This window comes from Phascolarctobacterium sp., from assembly GCF_045124115.1.
Taxonomy (GTDB): Bacteria; Bacillota; Negativicutes; order Acidaminococcales; family Acidaminococcaceae; genus Phascolarctobacterium_A.
Genome location: NZ_JBGVLF010000048.1, coordinates 19,139 through 36,431, shown reverse-complemented (window position 1 = coordinate 36,431; position 17,293 = coordinate 19,139). Strand labels below are relative to the sequence as shown.

At 47.6% G+C, this 17,293-nt stretch carries 15 protein-coding genes and 1 other RNA gene; all 16 read left to right on the top strand.

The annotated features are described in order from the left end of the window. Window positions 1-313: 313 nt before the first annotated feature. Window positions 314-745, top strand: a complete 432-nt coding sequence (locus ACJMM4_RS07640) for a very short patch repair endonuclease (RefSeq protein WP_405383847.1) — start codon at window positions 314-316, stop codon at window positions 743-745. A 156-nt stretch (window positions 746-901) separates the two neighbouring features. Continuing rightward, a complete protein-coding gene (locus ACJMM4_RS07635) occupies window positions 902-1,690 on the top strand; it encodes a hypothetical protein (protein WP_405383845.1) in 789 nt (262 codons plus the stop codon). Window positions 1,691-2,015: 325 nt separating this feature from the next. Then, complete coding sequence (locus ACJMM4_RS07630; protein WP_405379597.1) at window positions 2,016-2,384, top strand: lipopolysaccharide assembly LapA domain-containing protein; 369 nt, start codon at window positions 2,016-2,018, stop codon at window positions 2,382-2,384. Beyond that, window positions 2,381-4,729 (top strand): single-stranded-DNA-specific exonuclease RecJ, encoded by a 2,349-nt coding sequence (recJ, locus tag ACJMM4_RS07625; protein WP_405383843.1) that lies wholly within the window; start codon window positions 2,381-2,383, stop codon window positions 4,727-4,729. The genes ACJMM4_RS07630 and recJ overlap by 4 nt, the downstream gene beginning before the upstream one ends. 18 nt (window positions 4,730-4,747) lie before the next feature. Further along, window positions 4,748-6,985 (top strand): RelA/SpoT family protein, encoded by a 2,238-nt coding sequence (locus ACJMM4_RS07620; protein WP_405379599.1) that lies wholly within the window; start codon window positions 4,748-4,750, stop codon window positions 6,983-6,985. Beyond that, window positions 6,982-7,431: a D-aminoacyl-tRNA deacylase gene (dtd, locus tag ACJMM4_RS07615; protein WP_405379600.1), complete on the top strand. Its 450-nt coding sequence runs from the start codon at window positions 6,982-6,984 to the stop codon at window positions 7,429-7,431. Before ACJMM4_RS07620 ends, dtd begins: the two co-directional genes overlap by 4 nt. A 9-nt stretch (window positions 7,432-7,440) precedes the next feature. Continuing rightward, on the top strand, window positions 7,441-8,067 hold the full coding sequence (locus tag ACJMM4_RS07610) for an MBL fold metallo-hydrolase (protein WP_405379601.1): 627 nt from the start codon (window positions 7,441-7,443) through the stop codon (window positions 8,065-8,067). A 3-nt stretch (window positions 8,068-8,070) separates the two neighbouring features. Then, the gene (locus tag ACJMM4_RS07605) at window positions 8,071-9,153 is read left to right on the top strand and encodes an AI-2E family transporter (RefSeq protein WP_405383841.1); all 1,083 of its coding nucleotides are present in this window, start codon (window positions 8,071-8,073) and stop codon (window positions 9,151-9,153) included. A gap of 14 nt (window positions 9,154-9,167) precedes the next feature. Beyond that, window positions 9,168-10,601: a coproporphyrinogen dehydrogenase HemZ gene (gene hemZ, locus ACJMM4_RS07600; protein ID WP_405383839.1), complete on the top strand. Its 1,434-nt coding sequence runs from the start codon at window positions 9,168-9,170 to the stop codon at window positions 10,599-10,601. A 154-nt stretch (window positions 10,602-10,755) separates the two neighbouring features. Further along, window positions 10,756-12,015 carry a histidine--tRNA ligase gene (gene hisS / locus ACJMM4_RS07595; protein WP_405383837.1) on the top strand — a complete coding sequence of 420 codons (1,260 nt, stop codon included), beginning with the start codon at window positions 10,756-10,758 and terminating at the stop codon, window positions 12,013-12,015. A 15-nt stretch (window positions 12,016-12,030) separates the two neighbouring features. After that, entirely contained in the window at window positions 12,031-13,821 is a 1,791-nt protein-coding gene (aspS, locus tag ACJMM4_RS07590) for an aspartate--tRNA ligase (protein ID WP_405383835.1), read from the top strand. 108 nt (window positions 13,822-13,929) lie between these two features. Continuing rightward, a non-coding RNA gene (gene ssrS / locus ACJMM4_RS07585) (6S RNA) lies at window positions 13,930-14,112 on the top strand. Window positions 14,113-14,133: 21 nt separating this feature from the next. Further along, on the top strand, window positions 14,134-15,435 hold the full coding sequence (locus ACJMM4_RS07580; RefSeq protein ID WP_405383833.1) for a replication-associated recombination protein A: 1,302 nt from the start codon (window positions 14,134-14,136) through the stop codon (window positions 15,433-15,435). 13 nt (window positions 15,436-15,448) lie between these two features. Continuing rightward, window positions 15,449-15,847: a DUF3783 domain-containing protein gene (locus ACJMM4_RS07575; RefSeq protein WP_405379607.1), complete on the top strand. Its 399-nt coding sequence runs from the start codon at window positions 15,449-15,451 to the stop codon at window positions 15,845-15,847. Between the two features lie 67 nt (window positions 15,848-15,914). Next, window positions 15,915-16,406: a YajQ family cyclic di-GMP-binding protein gene (locus ACJMM4_RS07570; RefSeq protein WP_405383831.1), complete on the top strand. Its 492-nt coding sequence runs from the start codon at window positions 15,915-15,917 to the stop codon at window positions 16,404-16,406. Window positions 16,407-16,647: 241 nt separating this feature from the next. Next, window positions 16,648-17,292, top strand: coding sequence for a MotA/TolQ/ExbB proton channel family protein (locus ACJMM4_RS07565; RefSeq protein WP_405379202.1), 645 nt, complete (start codon window positions 16,648-16,650; stop codon window positions 17,290-17,292). Window position 17,293: the final 1 nt, after the last annotated feature.

Below are 17,293 nucleotides of genomic sequence, written 5' to 3'. Positions count from 1 at the left end.
TGATCCATGGTGGTCAGTCCTTTCTGCTGATTTTGTGTAGCAACTTTATTTTAACAGAAAGATACCACCATGGATCTTTTTTATTTAGTTGTGCAACTTTATTTTACAACTAACCGTTTCAAAAAGTGCTAGACTTAGTACATAGGAAGGTTTATGGCAGTATCATTGTTGATTAAAAACACAAACCCCTGCTTGCGTGCTACCATGAAAGTAGACGTAGGCTGCAGTTCCTCCCATAATGGCTAAATCTATCGCAAAGAAATTAGCTGCACAACTAAAGAAAAGTTTAAGCAAAGAAGATAAGTGATTCTCTATGGATACCTTAAATCAAGAGCAACGCCATAAGTGTATGCTGCACAACACAAGCAAAGATACAGTACCGGAAATTTTGCTTCGCAAGGCATTATGGCACGCAGGTATACGCTATCGCAAAAATTATAAAAAACTTCCCGGTACGCCTGACGTAGCAATCACAAAATATAAAATAGCTGTGTTTTGCGACGGAGAGTTTTGGCATGGTGCTACTGATTTATCAAAAAGTTCTCGATATTGGCAGGAGAAAATTAAACGTAACTGCGAACGTGATTTGGAGAACACTATTGCCTTGCGTGATATGGGGTGGTTCGTTATTCGCTTTTGGGAAAGAGAAGTTCGTAAGCACACGAGCGAGTGTGTAGAGAAAGTCCAACAGCAAATCGAGTTCCGCAAACAACAAAAGCTTTTGAAAGCAACATTGCGGAAGTAAACTACTATCTGCAAAGAGGCGGTACTGTAGTTCAAATGCAGTCTATTACGAGAAGCGGGGAAAGTGCTTATTGCTATGTAGTTGTGCGCTATCCTGCAAACGTGCCCGATTATGTGAAAAAATAAATGGTTGTAACCAGATTTTTGAGGTGAGGTAATGACAACAGAATCCCAAAAAGGATGTCTTGGTGGTACTCAGGGAGTTACTACTATACAAATGCCTGATGGTGACAGTCGGAGAGATAAAAGAATTTGTAAATATTTTCAACGCAAAAATCACTGCAAATGGAGACATGAGCAGTGCATAGGATCCAGTCACTGCCCGCAATATGAGGATAGTAAAGACAAAAAGAGAACACTGCGTGAGGAGAAAGAGTGGGAGTACATCGGTAATCCGCCACCAATGGATGACTTTTCTCCTTTATTTGTGGTGCGGGAGCTTCCTAAAGTAAATATGCCGTCAGGACTAGGTCCGTACACAGACAAGGATGAAACTCCTGAGGACGATTTTAAAGTTGGTATGCGCGTCTGCCATCATCGCTTTGGTGAAGGCTTTGTAGAAAAAATTGACAAAGAAAATCGACGCATCTATGTAAAATTTGGTTTTGGTGATAAATTATTGACACTTAATAGAATTGGTACGCATATGTTTATTGTTCCTGTACCGCCAGTGCCGACAATATCTAAACCTAAGCCCAAAACTAAACCTGATCCTACAACACCTAAAACCAAGCCCAAACATAAACCTGATTCTACAACACCTAAACCTAAATCTAATCCAAAACCTAACCCAGTTCCTCCGCCAGTAGATACTGGAGACAAGGTGGATAAACAGGTTGATTCCCAGACTCCTGTACAAAGTACAAAAGCAACTCCGTCTTATTGGTTGTGGGCAGGAAGCGTGGCTTTGGCTTTTGTAGCAGGCTACATTATCGGTAAAATGTAAATTTGCCAAAACTTGCTACAGTTTTTACGTTTTAAGCTGCACGTTACGAATACTTGCTCTAGCACGATACCCATCCAACCACCTAACGCCCGTATCAATACAACGATGCGGGCGTTAAATTTTAATAAAAAGCTGATTGTGTTAAATTGCAAAGGGAATGTTAACCACGGGATAACGATTTGGCGTTGGCAAAAATAAAAGTTTGATGTGCATTGCTCCACAAATATCCTACAAAATAATGTACAGCTAGCAGGAAAATTTTCATAAGAGGCAGAATATTTACAGTTATAAAATAATCATTTTCTGCGTAAAGGAGCTGAAGTGTATGCCGTTACTGATCTTAGTTATTATCTTGAGCATTGTTGTTGCGTTATTCGCTATCCAAAATGCTTTAACAGTTTCCTTGAACTTTATTTTTTGGAGCTTTAGCACCAATCTAGTGCTGGTAATTTTGGGCTCCTTCCTTATCGGCCTTTTAGTCGCTACCTGTTTCCTTTTGGCAATGAAAGCACGCCATTACCTGCAGGATAAAAAGATGCAGGAGGAAATGGAAGCACTGCGTAACGAAAACAAGCGCCTGGAAGAACGCATTGCTATGCTGCAGCATACCCAGATGCTGCACAACGAGGCCAGCAGCCGTGCTGCTAAAAACGATGCCGTAAAAGCTCCTGCTAAAACAGAGGGCAACCAATGATTGCCAAACAGCGTATTTGGGAAATACGCGAATACGATAAATATAAAGCCGGCTGCCTCGCCGCAGAACTGGGCATATCTCCTTTAGTAACAGGGATTTTGCTGGAGCGGGGTTTGACGGATACACAATTCATGAGAGAATTTCTCTACGGCAGTGCTACGCCTTTCCACGATCCTTTTTTAATGAAGGACATGGACAAAACCGTGGCTCGCTTGGAACGTGCTATTGCTGACGGTGAAAAAATTACCGTCTATGGCGATTATGATGTGGACGGCATTACTGCTTCTTCCTTACTGTATATCTATCTGCAGAGGAGAGGTGCCTGCGTAAGTACCTACATCCCTCAGCGTAAAAGCGAAGGTTACGGCCTTAACGACGAAGCCTTGCAAAATATTGCGGAAGCAGGTACTACTTTGGTCGTAACTGTGGACTGCGGTATTAGCGGTTTGCACGAAGTAGAGAACGCTCCTAAAACTTTAGATATTATTATTACGGACCACCATACTGTTCCGGAACAGATTCCGCCTGCTTACGCTATTATCAACCCCAAACAGGCAGATTGCCGTTATCCGTTTAAAGATTTAAGCGGTGTCGGCGTAGCCTTCAAATTGTGCCAAGCTTTAGAGCAGAAGACTCCCGGGCAAATGCCTACGTGGCAGGATTTGACGGAGCTTACGGCTTTAGGTACAGTGGCGGATATTGTGCCTTTAGTAGGCGAAAACCGCGAACTGGTACGCCGCGGACTCAAGGCTATGGAGAACACATCGCTGGTAGGCTTGCGTGCTTTGATTAAGGCTAGCGGTTGTCCGGAAACAGGTATTGCTGCCGATAACATCGGCTTTGGTCTAGCACCGCGGTTGAACGCAGTAGGTCGTTTGGAACATGCCCAATCAGCCGTAGAACTTTTAGTAACCAGTGATCCTCAGAAAGCGGAAAGAATCGCGGCAGAGTTGAATCGTGAAAACGCTCTGCGTCAAGAAATCAGCCGTAAGATTATGGAGGATGCCGAAGCCCTTTTAGCACAGGAGCAGCACATCGATACTGCCATCGTCCTTGCTAAAGAAGGTTGGCACCAAGGTGTAATCGGTATTGTTGCTTCCCGCTTAGTGGACAAGTATCATCTGCCCACCATTTTAATCAGCATTGATGGCGATATGGCCAAGGGCAGCTGTCGTAGCATTCCCGCCCTCAATTTGTACGAAGCCATTGCGGCGGAAAGCGATATTCTGACCCAGTTCGGCGGCCACCATCAGGCAGCAGGGCTTACCCTGCCTGCAGCTAAAGTGCAGGAGTTTAGGGAACGCTTCCGTGCTTATGTTGCCGCTAAGTTGCAGCCTGCGGACTATCTGCCTCACTTGGTAGTGGATTGTGTTGTTCCCGGGAATGGGGAGATTACCATTAAAGATTTGCAGCAGCTGCAGCTATTGGAGCCCTGTGGTTGTGCCAATATGCCCCCAATTTTTGCCTTCCGTAATGCTTTGCTGCATAATCATCGGACCATGGGCAAGGAGCATCAACATCTGCAGTTCGTTTTGGACAAGGGTGACTACTCCTACCGTTGTGTGATGTGGAACAGTGCCAATCTGATGCCATTTTTGTTCGACAGCATGATTGCCGACGTTGCTTTCCAACCGAAAATCAACGTTTTCCGCGACGAAACTACGGTACAGCTACATTCCGTCAGCGTGGAGCAGGGCTTGACCTTGGGCGACTACCGCAGCAGCAGCCACAGCAAGTACACCTTGCTGCAAGCTTTGGGACGTACGCATAACTTATTGGATGTATACGTGGCGGAGGCAGCGCAGCTGCCGGAGCAGTTGGAGCATAGTCCTTTACGCCAATATTTCGCTATCCATAGTTACAGCGACCTTGCCAACAGCAGTTCCTGCACGGACGTAGTGCTTTTGGATATTCCTACTCAGCCTGTATCACAGGTTATCGGCAAGTTGAAGGAGCAGGGAGCGAAGAATATTTTCCTGCTTTACCAAAACCGTGATGCGGAGCAGTTGCTGGCGCGTTTGGCAGTGGACCATCCCAAACGGGAGATGATGGTTGCGGCCTATAGCAAGGTAATGGAACTGTTTAAACGTCAGCCGCAGCTACAATTGCAGCAGCTTGTCCGTGATTATAGCAACATCATCAGTGAAAATGCTGTAAAAATTATGGAACAACTTGGATTTATTACAGTAAAAGATGATATAATAAAAATTGGCGTTATTAATCCCTGCCGATTGGAGGACGCGCCCCTGTTCAACTCTTTGCAGCAGGAAAGGCAAGGGTTGGAAACTGTTTATAGAGAAAATTTGCGTATCAGCCAGCACGATTTACTGCGTGGCGAACGCTAGGATAGGAGTGGGGAGAGGATGCCCTCTACAGATACCATTACAAATGTGGACGAATTGTTCACCAAAATAGCATCATATTTAAATCCTGAGCAAGTGGCCTTTGTGCGCAAGGCGTATGAATTGGCGGCAGATGCCCACAAGGTCCAAGTCCGCAAAAGCGGCGAGCCCTACATTATTCATCCCATCGGCGTAGTTGGCATTTTAGTTGGCTTGCAGATGGATGACAAGACTTTGGCTGCAGCCTTTTTGCATGACGTGGTCGAAGATACGGACTATACTCTTGACGATATCAAGGAACGCTTCGGTGCTGTTGTTGCCAATCTGGTTGACGGCGTAACCAAGCTGGGTAAAATAGAATATATTTCTAAAGAAGATAGACAGATTGAAAACTATCGCAAAATGTTCCTCGCCATGGCAAGGGATATCCGCGTAGTATTAATCAAACTGGCGGACAGGCTGCACAATATGCGCACTATGAAGTATATGCCTGTTCACAAGCAGCAGTCTATTTCCCGCGAAACTCTGGAAATCTATGCGCCTTTGGCTCACCGCCTGGGCATTTACACCATCAAATGGGAACTGGAAGATTTGGCATTCCGCTATATGGAGCCGGAAATCTACTACGATTTGGTGGAACAAGTTAAAATCAAACGCCGCGAACGCGAGGCCATGATCAACGAGGCTATGGCTACTTTGAAACAGGCAGTGGAGCAGGCTGGGATTCGTTGTGAAATCCAAGGCCGTCCTAAAAACTTCTACAGCATCCATAAGAAGATGCTGCGTGACCATAAGCAGCTCAGCGAAATTTATGACCTTTTGGCCATTCGCGTGCTGGTGGACACGGTTAAAGACTGCTATGGTACCTTGGGCATCGTCCACAGCATGTGGCGTCCTATTCCCGGACGTTTCAAGGACTATGTTGCTGTGCCTAAATCCAATATGTACCAATCTTTGCACACCACCGTACTCAGTGCCGGCGGACAGCCTTTGGAAATCCAAATCCGTACCTTTGAGATGCACCGTATTAGCGAATATGGTATCGCTGCCCATTGGCGTTACAAGGAAAGCGGTGGCAGCAAGCCTGCTGCCGGTGGCGACAAGGGCTTTGATGCCAAACTGAGCTGGTTGCGCCAGCTTTTGGAATGGCATAACGATATGAACGATTCCAGGGACTTTGTCAATACGGTAAAAATGGACATTTTTGCTGATGAAGTCTTCGTCTTCACCCCACGTGGTGACGTAATCGATTTGCCCGTAGGCAGTGTGCCCATTGACTTTGCGTACCGTATTCATACGGATGTAGGCAACCGCTGCGTAGGCGCCAAAGTCAACGGCCGCATCGTGCCTTTGGATTACCAGCTGAAGAACGGCGACATTGTGGAGGTTATTACCTCCAAGCAGTCCAACGGTCCTAGTCGCGATTGGATTAACATTGTCGGCTCCAGCGATACCCGTAACAAGATCAAGAACTGGTTTAAGAAAGAGCGTCGCGAGGAAAACATCATCAAAGGCCGCGAAATGTTGGAGCGTGAGGTTAAACGCCTTGGCTACGATGTGAAGGTCATGATGACACCTGAAAAGCTAAAGGCTGTAGGCAACAAGCTGCGCATTGATACGGATGAAAATCTGCTGGCTACCTTGGGTTATGGCGGTGTTATTTTGAACACGGTTATGACTAAGCTGGTGGACCTGTATAAAAAAGAGCAGAAACTTGATACCACCAAGGATTTGGCGCAGGTTTTGGCAGAATTGAAACCGCGCAAGTCTAAAGCTAAGGCCAGCCATGGTATTTTGGTAAAGGGTGAAGAAGGCATCATGGTCAAATTGGCACGTTGCTGCAACCCCATTCCCGGCGACCCTGTAGTGGGCTATATTACCCGCGGCAGCGGTGTATCCGTACACAGGGCGGACTGTCCCAATGTTATGAGCAACAATCCGGAGGAACAGAGCCGTTTGATCGAGGTTTCTTGGGACGTGGGCATTGATGATGTCTACAAGGTTAATATATCCATTACTTCTCAGGATCGTCCCGGTATGATGAGCGATATTATGAATATTACCAGCGAAGCTAAGCTGAATATTTTCGCTTTGAACTGCCATACGGATAAAAATAAAATGGCAATTACCCACATCGGTCTGGATATTACCAGTTTGGATCAATTAGAATATGTGATGAACCGTATCCGCAGGATGAAGGGTGTCTATACTGTTGAGCGTGTGGTTTCCACCGCTAACGGCGGAGGTAAACGCAAATGAGAGCAGTAGTGCAGCGGGTAGACCGCGCAAGTGTTACCGTTGACGGTGCTGTAACAGGTGCCGTAGAAAAAGGGCTAATGGTGCTTTTGGGTGTTGCCGAAGGCGACACGGAAAAAGATTTGGCCTATATTGTTGATAAAGTATGCGGGTTGCGCATTTTTGAGGACGAGGCAGGGAAGATGAACCTGTCCGTACAGGATGTGGGCGGTGCTATTTTGGCAGTGTCCCAGTTCACTCTTTGCGGTGACTGCCGCAAGGGCAAGCGTCCTTCCTTTGATAAAGCAGCAAAGCCGGATATCGCCAATGCCTACTACGAGGATTTCGTAGCTGCCTGCCGCGCTAAAGATCTGCCTGTGGAAACAGGCGTCTTCCGCGCCCATATGTTGGTAGAATTGGTGAATAACGGACCCGTAACCATTCTTTTAGATAGTACGAAGTTATTTTAGGAGGAACACATGAAAGTATATAAAGCTGAGGTAGGCATGCTTGCCACCAACTGTTATTTCGCTGTTAACGAGGAGTTGGGTGAAGGCGTAATCGTTGACCCGGGCGGAGATTGCGACACTATTTTGGCTATGGCAGAGCATGCTAAAGCAAAAATTGTGGCCATTTTCCTTACCCATGGCCACAGCGACCACATTGGCGCTCTTAACGAACTGCGCCAAGCAACCGGTGCTCCCGTCTACGTTAGTGCGGAAGATGCGGACTGCTTGCTGAAAGCGGACCGCAATCTATCCTTCTTCATCGGTGTGGGCATTCAATGCGCTCCTGCAGAGAATATCGTCAGCGATGGCCAGGAGCTGGAGGTAGCAGGTTTGAAATTCAAAGTTTTGGCTACACCCGGTCATACTAAAGGCGGCGTGTGCTATTGCAACGAAGAAAGCGGTACCATCTTTGTAGGCGATACTGTTTTCTGCGAATCCATCGGCCGCACGGATTTGCCCGGCGGTAGCTATAAAGAAATTCTGCAATCTATTAAAACCAAAATCTTAGTATATGGCGATGATGTGAAGCTTCTGCCCGGTCATGGCCCTGCTACTACTGTAGGCTGGGAGCGTCGTCGCAATCCGTTTCTGCAGTAAAATATGATGTTTAAGTATTGGCCTCTTATCCGAAACAGCACCTTTTTTAAACTAGGCGTTACGGTAGGTGTCTCATATGTGCTATACAGCCTGGCGGCGTTCATGCTACCCCTGTGGCTGTCCATCGCCTTGGCTTTTGCCCTGTATCCATTGGTTAACGCTATGTCCTCCATCCGTGTGGCACATGGTATGATTAAATTGTCCAGGGCTGTCGCTATTATTTTAGCGCTGATGGCGTTTGTGCTTTTCTTGGTGATTATTATCGGCATTATCATTCTGCCGCTGTTTGGGCAGATGAACGAATTCCTTGCCAAGATGCCCATCTTTTTGGAGAAGTCCAATATTCAGGGCTTGGATAATATGCTTGCGGATCCCACCAAGATTCCCATGCTGCCCTCCAACTTCAATATGTTGGCAGACAGCTTGATCAACTGGGCTATGGGCTTTGTCAGCGTTATCCTGCGTAATTTGCTCAAGAGCAGCTTGGATATTGTGCAGAACTTGATTGGTCTGGTGATCGTACCTTTCCTCGCTTTCTATTTCCTAAAGGATTGGCGTGTGCTGCGGGATATGTTCATCAACTTGTTCAACTATGATGTACAGGATAAGGCTGCCCATGTAGTGGACGAGGTGGGGCGTACTTTGAGCGCCTATGTCCGTGGTTTGTTCAAGCTGAGCCTGATTTCCGGCTTCGTCATTGCTGTGGGTACGGCTGTACTAGGGGTGGATTTCCCCTTGGTACTGGGCTTTTGGGCTATCCTAGCGGAAACTGTGCCTGTTGTGGGTCCCCTTATGGGTGCTGTGCCTGCAGTGTTCATTGCCTACGGCCAAGATCCTGCTGCGGCTTTCCATGTAGCTGTGTTCTACGCAGTATACTATCAGTTGGACGCCAACTACATTATGCCTAAAATTATGGGCGATAAGATTGACCTGCATCCTGTATTGGTTATCGGCAGTCTGCTTATTGGTGCTAAATTGTTTGGCATTTTGGGTATGGTTTTTGCCGTGCCTGTGGCGGCTGTGTACCGCGTGCTGTATAAAGAACTGTGGCATGCGGAGCATCAACACGCGCCTAAGAATGCTTAATATTGGTGATATACATGACGGAAAAGTTTTTTGTTTTACATAACGAACTTGATATCGAGGTAACGCGGCCCGTGTGCGACATGGCCGCGTTCTTTGGCTATATAATGGCGGTGGAAGGAACTGCCTCCCTCACCGTTACCTACGCCGAAGGTAGCTTTGTACTGGAGCTGGCAGCGGGGGAGCGTAGCTTTACTGCATCCCAAGCTTGCAGCTTGGACGCTGCCGGTGGCGAGATTACCCGCTGCCTCAAGCTTGCTACAGTGGATGTTTTCTCCCAAATGGCGGGAGAACGTCCTGCTATGCCCTGGGGTGTTTTGACCGGTGTGCGTCCGGGGAAGCTGGCCCACAAGCTTTTGGATGGCAGCGTTGCTCCCCAAGAGCTGCCCAGTTATTTAGAGCAGCGTTATCTGCTGCCTGAGGCGCAGGCGAAACTGCTGACGGAAATTACCTTGCGGCAGAAGGCGTTGCTGCCGGATGCTACTCGTTTTACGGATGCAGGCATCTATATTGGCGTTCCTTTTTGCCCTTCCCGCTGCAGTTATTGCAGTTTTCCTGCAGGAATTGTGCCTGCAGACGAAGAAAGTCAACAAAACTTTGTAAATTTGATTGAACTTGACATATTAAATGTGGTAAAATTATTAAGTATGCATAGTTTGTGCATTCGCTCCCTGTATATTGGCGGTGGCACGCCCACCAGTTTAAGCGATAAGGTTTTTGCCAACCTGCTCAAAGTAGTGGACAAGCATCTGCATTTCGATACGCTGCAGGAGTTTACTGTGGAAGCAGGCCGCCCTGATTGTTTCAGTACGGCTAAGCTGGCGGCGATGGAGGCAGCAGGGGTGAACCGCATCAGCGTCAATCCCCAAACCTTCCACGACAAGACTTTGGCGTTGATTGGACGCAGACATACTGTGGCAGATTTCTACCGCGCTTATGAGGAAGTGCGCAAGAGCACGATTCCCAATGTAAATGTGGATCTGATTATCGGCCTGCCGGGAGAAACGGCTACTGATATTGCTTACAGCTTGCAGGCTGCAGCGGCTTTAGAGCCGGAGAACTTGACCATCCACACACTGACATGGAAAAAAGGCACTGCTCTTTTTGGTGAAGCTATGAACCTGCCTGCTGCAGAAGCAGCAGCATTAGTAGAGCAGGGGAGATGCCTTGCCGCAGGCAAAGGCCTGGCTCCCTACTATATGTACCGCCAGCACTACATGCTGGGGCATTTGGCCAATATTGGCTATGCTAAGCCGGGTACGGAAAGTATCTACAACATCCAGATGATGGAAGAACGCCATCCTGTAATCGGCATCGGTCCTTCTTCCGCCAGCAAGGTTCCCTTGGCTGACGGACACCATCTGCTCCGTTTGAATATGCCCAAGAACGTGGCAGTCTACCAGCAGAATATGGCAAGCTACTTTGCTAAGCGCCAAGAGCTGTTTGATTAAAAATAACACGAACACTGTACTCACTTCTCTGCGAACTTTGGTGAGCGGATGGGTATGGATAAACTAATACATGAACGCCAACCTTTCTTGGCTACCTCACAAGGGTAGCAGACTGAGGGGTGGTGTAATTATATAAAAAAGCGAGGAGAACAATATGCTGACTACAGCACCTAGAGGTACAAAGGATATTATGCCCTCTGATGTAAATGCATGGCTTTACTTGGAAGGCAAAATCCGTGAAATTTGTGCTCAATATGGCTACAAAGAAATCAGAACCCCTGTGTTTGAGCATACAGAGCTGTTCCAACGCGGTATCGGCGATACTACCGACGTAGTAGAGAAGGAAATGTATACCTTTACTGACCGCGGCAACCGCAGCATTACCCTGCGTCCTGAAAACACTGCTTCTGCTGTACGTGCTTACGTAGAGCACAAGCTGAGCAAGGAAGATGCAGCAACTAAATTCTATTACATTGGGCCCATGTTCCGCTATGACCGTCCTCAAGCGGGACGTCTGCGTGAATTCCACCAATTCGGCATTGAAGCCTTGGGCGTACAAGGTCCTAATGTGGATGCGGAAATCATCCTTTTGGCAGTACAGGTACTGCAAGCTTTGGGCTTGAAGGATTTGAAACTGAAAATCAATTCCGTCGGCTGCCCCAACTGCAGACCTTTGCACCGTGAAAAACTGCAGGCTTTCTTCAAGCCCCATTTCGACGAACTGTGCAAGGATTGCCAAGGCCGCTTTGACCGTAACCCCCTGCGTCTTTTGGACTGCAAGAACCCTCACTGCCATGAGTTGGGTGTGGGCGCTCCCAGTTTGGAAGAATGCTTATGTGATGAATGCAAGGCTCATTTTGAAGGCTTGAAAGAGCTTTTGACTGCAGCAGGCGTGGACTACGAAGTAGACCACAATCTGGTGCGCGGCCTTGATTATTATACTAAAACCGCTTTTGAAATCCAGTACGCTCCCTTGGGCGCCCAAAGCGCTGTTTGCGGCGGTGGCCGTTATGACGGTCTGGTACAGGAAATCAGCGGCGATGAAGCACGCCCCGGCATTGGTTTTGCCATGGGTATGGAGCGTGTGCTGCTGGCTTTGGAAAAACAAGGTCTGCTGCCTGAGCTTGACGAAAGCATTGATGCCTATATCGTCTGCCCCAAAAAGGAAAACTTTACTTTGGCTTTCAAAACCGCTATTGAACTGCGTCGCGCAGGTTTCAAAGTGGAATACGACTTCAACGGTCGCAGCATGAAGGCGCAAATGAAACAGGCTAATAAGTTTCACGCTAAACAAGTGCTGATTTTCGGCGAGGACGAGGTTGCCCGTGGCAATGTTACCCTGCGTAATATGGCTACCAGCGAGCAACAGGAAATCGCTGTTAATGGTATAGTTGATATTTTTAAAACATTATAAGTAGAGGTGCTAAACATGATTCAAGAAAAACGCAGCCACCATTGCGGTGAGCTGGGCAAAGCCAACGACGGCCAAGCGGTTGTACTGTGTGGCTGGGTATCCAAACGCCGTGACCATGGCGGATTGATCTTCATCGACCTGCGTGACCGCAGCGGTATTGTGCAAGTTGTTGCCGACCCGGACAGCGCTGGCAGCAGCTTTAAAACTGCAGAGGATATCCGTAACGAATTCGTTATTAAGGTAGCCGGCAAAGTTCGCCTGCGCGACGAGGACACCATTAACGAAAACATTGCTACCGGTACCATTGAAGTATTGGCTAGCGAAATCGAAGTTCTGAATAAGGCTAAAACTCCTCCGTTCTACATTAAAGACGGTATCGATACCGATGAAAACCTGCGTCTGAAATATCGTTATCTGGACCTCCGTCGTCCGGAAATGCAACGCAACCTGATCCTGCGTCATAAAGTTGCTAAGCTGATGCGCGACTATTTGGACGAACATAACTTCCTGGAAATCGAAACCCCCATGCTGTGCAAATCCACTCCGGAAGGCGCACGTGACTATTTGGTTCCCAGCCGTGTAAACCCCGGCAAATTCTACGCTTTGCCCCAATCTCCGCAAATCTTCAAACAATTGCTGATGGTTGCAGGCATGGAACGTTATTTCCAAATCGCCCGTTGCTTCCGTGATGAAGACCTGCGTGCAGACCGTCAACCGGAATTCACCCAGCTGGATATGGAAATGTCCTTCATGGAAGTTGACGAAATCCTGGAATTGATGGAAGGCTTGATCTACCACATCTTCAAAGGCGCTTTGGGCAAAGAAATCAAGATTCCTTTCCAACGTCTGACTTGGGACGATGCTATGGACCGTTTCGGCAGCGACAAACCGGACCTGCGTTTCGGTATGGAACTGAAGAACGTTAGCGAAGCTGTAAAAGGCTGCACCTTCCAAGTATTCAACAACGTTATCGCCAACGGCGGCCAAGTAAAATGCATCAACGTAAAAGGCTATGCAGATATTCCTCGTCGTCAACTGGACGAACTGGTTAAATTCTGTGGCATTTACGGTGCAAAAGGCATGGCATGGCTGCAATTCCCCGCAGAGGGCGGCGTAAAATCCTCCATCGCTAAATTCTTCAGCGACGAAAACATCGAAGCTATCAAAGCTGCTGCTGAAGTTGAAGCAGGCGACTTGCTGCTCTTCGTTGCTGATAAACCTTCCGTAGTTGCTGCTTCCTTGGGCGCACTGCGTATCGAAATGGCAAAACGCCGTGGCCTGATTGACCCCAACGAATTGGCATTCACTTGGGTAGTAGACTTCCCCATGTTCGAATACGATGAAGAAGAAAAACGTTATGTTGCTATGCACCATCCGTTCACCTCTCCTCGCGACGAAGACCTGCCCTTGCTGGAAACCGATCCGGGCAAAGTATATGCAAAAGCATACGATATGGTACTTAACGGCACCGAAATCGGCGGCGGCTCCATCCGTATCCATCGTCGTGACGTACAAAAAGCAATCTTCAAAGCGATCGGCCTGTCCGACGAAGAAGCACAAGAGAAGTTTGGCTTCATGATGAATGCATTTGAATACGGTGCTCCGCCCCATGGTGGCCTGGCATTCGGTCTGGACCGCTTGATCATGATTATGGCTCAACGCGATTCCATCCGTGACGTAATTGCTTTTCCGAAAACTCAGAGTGCATCTGACTTGATGACCCAAGCTCCTAACGATGTTGACGAAAAACAATTGCGCGAGCTGCACATCAAAACTTCTTTGCTCATGAAGAAGGAAAACAAATAAAATAAATAATTTTTCAAAAAATAAGGCGGAAGCGTTGAAAAACGCTTCCGTTTTTGGTATTATATGTATGTCGAGATAATTCGGCAACAAAGTATATAAGTGAGAATTATACCCCTGCGATGTTCGTTACATTGCTCCACAGGTTTTGAGCCAACACTCTGACCTAGGGAGCCTGATATCTCCTTCTTTCAAAATCCAGCCTCCTTGAGTGGACTTTTGCGATTGAAGGGAAGGCACCCACCTGCACATGCAGGTTCAAAACATGGAGCTGGACGGCATTGTGGGGATTAATTTTTTTGAGGATTATTTACTATGGAAGATTTATTCGGTAATCTTTTTGCGGTGGAAGAAAAACAGCAGACGCCTTTGGCAGACCGTATGCGTCCTGCACGGTTGGAAGACTTTGTAGGGCAGGAAAAGGCAGTGGGCAGAACCAGCCCCCTGCGCAGGATGATTGAGCGCGATATGCTGCAGTCCATTCTATTCTACGGCCCACCCGGTACTGGCAAGACAACTCTCGCCCAGGTTATCGCCCATACTACAGGGGAACAGTTTGTGTCCATTAACGCTGTTTCCAGCGGCGTACCCGAACTGCGTAAGCTGATTGCTAAGGCTCAGGAAAACCAACGGCGGGGCATGGGGCGTACCATTGTCTTTATCGACGAAATCCACCGTTTTAATAAAGCCCAGCAGGACGTGCTGCTGCCCTACGTGGAAAACGGCACCATCGTCCTCATTGGCGCCACTACGGAAAATCCTTTTTTTGAAATCAATTCACCTTTGCTTTCTAGGATGAAGGTTATCCGCTTAGAAAAGCTGCAGCCCCAGCACATTGTGCAAATACTGCAGCGCGCTATTGCGGACCCTGAGCGGGGCTATGGCAACAGCTTTACTGCTGATGCAGAAGCACTAGAGATTATCGGCGACTTTGCCGCAGGTGATGCCCGCGGTGCTTTGAATTTACTGGAACAGGCGGAGTTTATGCTGCCGCTGGCGGGAGAAGGGGAGCGACGCTTGACTACGGGAGTTCTCCGCAGCGTCATTGGTAATGCTATGCAGCGTTATGATAAAAAGGGCGATCAGCATTATGATATTGTTTCCGCTTTTATCAAAAGTATGCGCGGCAGCGATGCAGATGCAGCATTGCATTATCTAGCCAGAATGATTGAAGGTGGCGAAGACTTACGCTTTATTGCCCGTCGTATTGTGATTTGTGCGGCAGAAGATGTGGGCTTGGCGGACCCGCAAGCGCTGGTAGTTGCCAACGCCGCAGCCCAGGCTGCAGATTTCGTCGGTCTGCCGGAAGCACGCATTCCCTTGGCGGAGGCAGTGTGCTATATCGCCAATGCTCCCAAGAGCAATACCGCCTATATGGGCATTGACAGCGCTTTAGCGGACGTACGCCGCGCCAACTGCGGCAGTGTACCCAAACACTTGCGTGATGCCCACTATCCCGGTGCTAAGGCTTTGGGACATGGTCTTGAATATAAATATCCCCACAGCTATCCGGGAGGCTGGGTGGAGCAGCAATACCTGCCGGACGAGCTGGTGGGTAAGCGCTACTATATCCCCAGCGGCCACGGGCAGGATACGGGGCGTAAAAATAAAGGTTAATAGGAGATAAGCAATGCAAAAACAAATTTTAGCATATAATTTTACAGCAGAGCGTTTGGCTGCGCTGAAGCTGGCCTGCATGCTGTTGAAAGTACAGCTTAAGGCTGTGCCTAGGGAAGCAATGCTGCAGCCTTTGGGCGCTATTGCCGGCGTTCCGGGTGTAGCGCCTGTGGAGGAAGTCTACAGCGGTGCAGAAGCTGCGGAGGAAATGCTGATAATGTGCGGTCTGACCCGTCCGGAGCTGGACCGGCTATTAGTAGCTATTAAAAAAGGCAAGCTGCAGCAGGTGGCTTTGAAGGCTATGCTGACGCCTACTAATGCGGCGTGGAACGCTGTACAATTGCAGCAGGAACTGGCGGAAGAACACGCCTATATGCATGGGAAGCAGGCACCCAAACCCCAGCACAAATAAAACTCAGTTGCCATTGCTACGTGTATATGATAAAATATTACAAATAACTTGAAGTGAGGTACCAAACATGGCAAAAGATAGTTCCTTTGACGTTGTATCCCAGGTTGACATGCAGGAAATGGATAACGCTGTTAACCAAGTAAAAAAAGAAATTGACCAACGCTACGATTTCCGTGGCAGCAATGCTACCATCGAATTGGGCGAAAAAGAAGTAAAGGTTGCTGCCGAAGACGAATACAAGCTGGGCGCAATTTTAGATATGCTGCGCCAAAAAATGGCTAAACGCGGTATTCCTCTGCGCTGCCTGGTTCCCGGTAAGATCGAGCCCGCTGCAAAGGGCACTGTACGCCAACAATTGGAAATCCAGCAAGGTATTTCCAAAGAAAACGGCAAAAAGATTGTAGCAGCTATTAAAGCAACCAAGCTGAAGGTTACTGCGCAAATCCAAGACGACCAAGTGCGTGTAGCAGGTGCCAAGAAGGACGATCTGCAGGCTGTTATCCAAATGCTGAAGGCAGGGGACTTCGGTGTAGACCTGCAATTCATCAATATGCGTTAATTTTTTCTACGTAATTAATTACTGCCAAGCTGTGGCGATTGACCGCAGTTTGGCAGTTTTTTTCTGCGTAAGTAAAAATTTTACTTGAGAAAAATGCCTATATCTTGACGGGTTGCCGTGAAAGTTGTATAATATTTGCAATGGTTATTAGCACTATTTCTCAATAAGGCTTGGAGAAAGCGTTGCATATTTTCCTAACAAGCGACGTATCTGTGCAAGGTATATGAAAGAAGGTTAAGTAATGAATATTTTTGGTGGTGCTCTTGATTATTTTGTAAAAGGCGGTCCCTGTATGTGGCCGTTGCTGTTGTGCTCTATTGGTGCAATCGCTATTGGCGTGGAGCGTTATCTGTATTTTAAGAAGGCCATGAGCGGTACGGAATTTACCGTTACTTTTGTGCGCTTAATGAACGATTTCAATTTGGTTGCTGCTGATGATTTGGCTACTAAATCCCAAGGTGAAGGCGCTCAAATGTGCCATGAGATCCTGAATATGGAAGAAGATATGGGTTCCCGTTTGGAATCTTTTGTTTATGCCAAAGTTGACCGTGTTATTGACGCTTTGGAAAACAAACTGGACTATTTGGGCGTAATTATCGGCTTGGCACCTATGCTGGGCCTTTTGGGTACCATCACCGGTATGATTTCATCCTTTAATGCTTTGAACGAAAGAACCCAAAACCCCATGGCTGTTACTTCCGGTATCGGTGAAGCGTTGATTACCACTGTATTCGGCCTGTGCATTGCCATTATGGGTATGTGCATCCATGCGTATTTGGCAGGCAAGATTAAAACCGAAACTTTGAACCTGTACGAACTGGCTACCACTTTGAGCGACATCGTACAAGCGAAGAACGATATGTACGAAAAAATCGAGAAGCAGTAAG